The following is a 5,268-nucleotide window of genomic DNA, read 5'->3' as shown; positions in this document are numbered from 1 at the left end:
TTCCCGGTGGCGCTCGACGGCAGCGGCGAGATCGGCACGGCCATCCGCACGGTCAAGGAGCAACTGCGCGCGGTGCCCGGCGAAGGCATCGGCTTCGGCCTGCTGCGCCGCTGGGGCACGCCGGCCCAGCAGTCGGCGCTGGCGGCGGTGCCCAAGCCCGAGGTGGTGTTCAACTACCTGGGCCAGTTCGATGCAAGCTTTGCCGAAGGCGCCGCGTGGCGGCCCGCGGCCGAAGGCACGGGCGCTAACCAGGACGCCGCGACGCCGCTTTCCCATGCCTTGTCGATCAGCGGGCAGGTTTTCGACGGGCGGCTGAAGCTGTCGTTGGCCTATGCCGGCACGCGCTACCGCGCGGCAACGATCGAAGCGCTGGCGGCGGCCTTGCGCGGGGAGCTGGAGGCGGTGGTCGCGCATTGCACGTTGGGCGCCACCGGGCTCACGCCGTCGGATTTCCCGCTGGTGCGGCTGTCGCAGCCCGAACTCGACAGCCTGCTTCTCGATCCTGCCCGTGTGCAGGACCTCTACCCGTTGTCCCCGATGCAGACGGGCATGCTGTTCCACAGCGTATTTGCCCCGGAAGGCAGCGCGTATACGAACCAGTTGCGCGTCGACGTCGACGGCATCGACCCCAGTCGCTTCGTCGCGGCGTGGCAAGCGGTGCTGGCGCGCCACGACAGCCTGCACTGCGGCTTCCTCCATCGGGAGGCGTCGCCACTCCAGTGGGTGGCCCGGGACGTGGCCCTGCCGATGATCGTGGAAGACTGGGCTGGCCGGGACGCAAGCGATATCGACGCTTTCGCGGCCAGCCAGCGTGCCCAGGGATTCGATCTCAGGCAGCCGCCGCTGATGCGTGTGGCGCTGCTGCGCACGGGGCCCGATCGCCATCATCTGGTCTGGACCGTCCACCATCTGCTGCTGGACGGCTGGAGCACCGCGCAGTTGCTGGGCGAGGTACTGCGCCACTACGCCGGTGAAGCATTGCCCGGCGTGGCGGGCCGTTTTGCCGACTACATCGGCTGGCTGCAATCGCGCGATGCCGACGCCAGCGAATCGTTCTGGCGCGATCAGCTGAAGGCACTCGACGAGCCGACGCGCCTGCTGGCGGCGCTGCGCGCCCCGGACGCGGCCGAAGCGGGCCGCCATGGGCAAGGCGAGCAACTCCATGCGCTCGATGCGGGCGAAACGGCGGCGCTGGCCAGCTTTGCCCGCGCGCAGAAGGTCACGCTCAATACGCTGGTGCAGGCCGCGTGGCTGCTGGTGCTGCAACGCTGCACGCGCCAGCCCGCCGTGGCGTTCGGCGCGACGGTGTCCGGCCGCCCCGCCGATCTGCCGGCCGCGCAGCAGATGCTTGGGTTGTTCATCAATACGCTGCCCGTGATTGCCACGCCGCAGCCGGAACAGGCCGTCGGCGACTGGCTGCACACGGTGCAGACGCTGAACCTGGCGTTGCGCGAACACGAGCACACGCCGCTCTACGACGTGCAGCGCTGGGCGGGCCGTGGTGGGCAGGCCCTGTTCGATTCCCTCGTCGTGTTCGAGAACTACCCGGTCGACGCCGCGCTGCGCCGCACGCCGGGCGGGCTGTCGTTTGCCAACGTCCGCAATCTGGCCGAGACGAACTACCCGCTGACGCTGCTCATTGCCCAGACCGATACGCTGCACCTGACCTGCCGCTTCGACCGCACGCTGCTGGCCGACGCGCAGGYGCGGCAATTGGTGGACACGCTGTTCGCCGTATTGCGGCAGATGGCCGCCGACGGCGCGGCACCGCTGGCAACCATCGGGCTGCTGGCACCCGCAGAGCGCACGGCGGCGCTGGCCGCCGGCACCGCACCCGTGCCATACCCGGCGGCCGAGCCCGTTCACAGGCTGTTCGAGGCCCGGGCGGCCGCGCGGCCCGATGCGGTGGCCCTCGTCTTTGGCGACGCCACGCTGACCTATGCCGAACTGAACCGGCGCGCCAACGCGCTGGCCCATCGCCTGATCGCGCGTGGCGTGGGGCCGGACGTGCCCGTGGGCGTGCTGGCCGAACGCTCGGTGGAAATGGTGGTGGCGCTGCTGGCGATCCTGAAGGCCGGCGGCGCCTACGTGCCGTTCGATCCGGACTACCCGGCGGACCGGCTGGCCTACATGATCGACGACAGCGCGGTAGCGGTGATCCTGGTGCAACGGCCAGAGGCCATGCCGGCGTCGAGCGGCGTGGTCGCCTCCATCGATCTGACCGATCCGGCGCTGTACGCCGGCGACGATTCGGGCAACCCCGCGCCGTTGCTGTCGGCCGAGCATCTCGCCTACGTGATCTACACGTCCGGCTCGACCGGACGGCCCAAGGGCGCCGGCAACCGGCATGGCGCGCTGCATAACCGGCTGTGGTGGATGCAGGCGCAGTACCGGCTGGACGCCAGCGATACCGTGCTGCAGAAGACGCCGTTCAGCTTCGACGTGTCCGTCTGGGAGTTCTTCTGGCCCCTGATGACGGGCGCGCGGCTGGCGCTGGCCGCGGCGGGCGATCATCGCGATCCGCAGCGCATCGCGGCGTTGATTGCCCGCCACCGCATCACCACGCTGCACTTCGTGCCCGCGATGCTGCAGGCGTTTGTCGGCGACGGGACCGATGGCGCGCTGGCGGCATCGTGCAAGAGCGTGCGCCATGTGGTGTGCAGCGGCGAGGCCCTGCCTGCCGATCTGGCGCGACGCACGATGCACCTGCTGCCGTGGGCGGCCGTGCACAACCTGTACGGGCCGACCGAGGCAGCCATCGATGTCACGCACTGGACCTGCCGCGACGACGGCGGGCATTCGGTGCCGATCGKGCATCCCATCGCCAACGTCAGCGCCCATGTGCTGGACGCCGCGCTGCAGCCGGTACCCGCCGGCGTGGCTGGCGAGCTCTATCTCGGCGGTGCCTGCCTGGCGCGCGGCTATCTGGGGCGCGCGGCGCTGACGGCCGAGCGCTTCGTCGCCGACCCGCACGGCACACACGGCGAGCGCCTCTATCGCACCGGCGACCTCGCACGGCGCCATGCCGATGGGCATATCGAATATCTCGGCCGCCTGGACCATCAGGTCAAGATTCGCGGCCTGCGGATCGAACTGGGCGAGATCGAGGCGYGGCTGCTGGCGCACGACGCCGTGCGGGACGCCGTCGTCATCGCGCTGACCCAGGACGGCCCGGCCCGGCTGGTGGCGTACGTGGTGCCGGCCGACGAGGCGGGCTGCGATATCGACGGCCTGCGCCAGTGGCTTGCGCAGGCATTGCCCGACTACATGGTGCCGAGCGCCTTCGTGGTGCTGGAGCGGATGCCGGTCACGCCGAATGGCAAGCTCGATCGCCGCGCACTGCCCTCGCCCGACTTCGCGGGTACCGCCGAATACGAGGCGCCGCAGCCGGKCATCGAAACGACGCTGGCCGAGATCTGGGCCGCCGTGCTGAAGGTGGCACGCGTGGGCCGCGGCGATAACTTCTTCGAACTCGGTGGCGATTCGATCCTGAGCCTGCAGATCGTCGCGCGGCTGCGCACGCAGGGCTGGCAGCTGACGCCCAAGCAGTTGTTCGAGCGGCAGACGCTGGCGGAGGTGGCGGCCGTGGTGACGGCGCTCGATGCCGCGTCCGCACCGTCGGCGCCGGTGCGCGAGCCGTCGCGTGCTGGGGATCTCGCGCCGGCACGGCTGTCGCCGGCGCAACTCGACGCGCTGGGGCTGGACGTCGACGCGGTGCAGGACGTCTATCCGCTGTCGCCGATGCAGGCAGGCATGCTGTATCACAGCCTCGCCCGCTCGGATGCTGGCGGCGGCGCCTATATCAACCAGTTGCGCGTCGACATCGACGGGTTGGACGCCGGGCGCTTTGCAGCGGCCTGGCGGGACGCGCTGCGCAGCCACGACACGCTGCGGACCGGCTTCCTCCAGCGCGGCGAGCAGCCTTTGCAGTGGGTGGCGCGCGACGTGGTGCTGCCGTACGCCGAGGAGGACTGGTCGCTGCGTGCGCCGGCATCGCTGGGCGCCGCGCTCGACGAACTGGCGGCCGCCGATCTGGCACACGGCTTCGATCTGGAACGTCCGCCGCTGATGCGCCTGACGCTGGTACGCACGGCGGCAGCGCGCCATCACCTGGTGTGGACCGTCCACCATCTGCTGGTCGACGGCTGGAGCACGTCGCAATTGCTGGGCGAGGTGCTCCAGCGCTATGCCGGCGAAGCGGTAGCGGCACCGGAAGGCCGTTTTGCGGACTACATCGACTGGCTGCAGGCGCGCGACGCGCAGGCGGCACAGGCGTTCTGGAGCGGATCGCTGGCGGGATTCGACACGCCGACGCGGCTGGCGGAGACACTGGCCGCACCGGCCTCCGGCAGCGGATATGGCCTGCTGCAGCACGCCTGCAGCGCCGCGCAGACCGAGCGGCTGGCGGCATACGCCCGCGCGCAGAAGGTCACGATGAATACCGTGGTGCAGGCGGCGTGGCTGCTGCTGTTGCAGCGCTACACGGGCCAGCGGCGCGTGGCGTTTGGCGCCACCGTGGCCGGCCGCCCTGCCGAGGTGCCCGGCGCCCAGCAGATGCTGGGACTGTTCATCAACACGCTGCCCGTGCTGGCCGAGCCGCGTGCCGCGCAGGATCTGGGCGACTGGCTGCGGGAATGGCAGGCGTTCAACCTGTCGGCGCGGGAACACGCGCACACGCCGCTGTCGGACATTCAGCGCTGGGGCGGCCAGGCCGGCCAGCGCCTGTTCGACAGCATCCTCGTGTTCGAGAACTTCCCGCTGGAAGACGCGCTGGCGTCGGCCGGGCGCAGCGGCCTGCGCTTCGAGACCCAGGGCAGTACCGGCCTGACCGAGTACGAGATGGACGTCGAAGTCAGCCTGCGCCAGACGCTGCGGCTGAGCTTCACCTATATGCGGCGCGCGTTCGACGCCGAGCAGGTGGCCGCCATCTGCGCGCAGATGATGGCGCTGCTCGGCGCGATGGGGACGTCGCCCGCGCAGACCGTGGGGTCGCTGAGCCTGCTGGGGCCGGATGAACAGGCGGCGCTGCTTGCGCTAGGCCAGGGTGAGGTGCCCGCCGATGCCTGCATGCCGGTCCACGCGCAGATCGCCCGCCACGCGCTGGCGCAGCCGCAGGCTGTTGCCRTGACCTGTGGCGAGCAGACGCTGCGTTATGGCGAACTGCTGGCGCGTGCCGATCGTCTGGCCGCCGTGCTTCATGCACGCGGCATCGGCGCCGAGGATCGTGTGGGCATCGCCCTGTCCCGCTCGCTCGACATCATCGTCACG

The 5,268-nt window shown here is 70.6% G+C and carries 1 protein-coding gene; it reads left to right on the top strand.

The window, feature by feature from the left end; genetic code table 11:
* A partial coding sequence (locus AC1DS3_RS34855; RefSeq protein WP_477128975.1) for an amino acid adenylation domain-containing protein occupies nt 1-5,268 on the top strand: 5,268 nt, incomplete at both ends.

Source organism: Cupriavidus sp. 01L46 (assembly GCF_056399905.1).
This window is presented reverse-complemented; position numbering and strand designations above follow the sequence as displayed.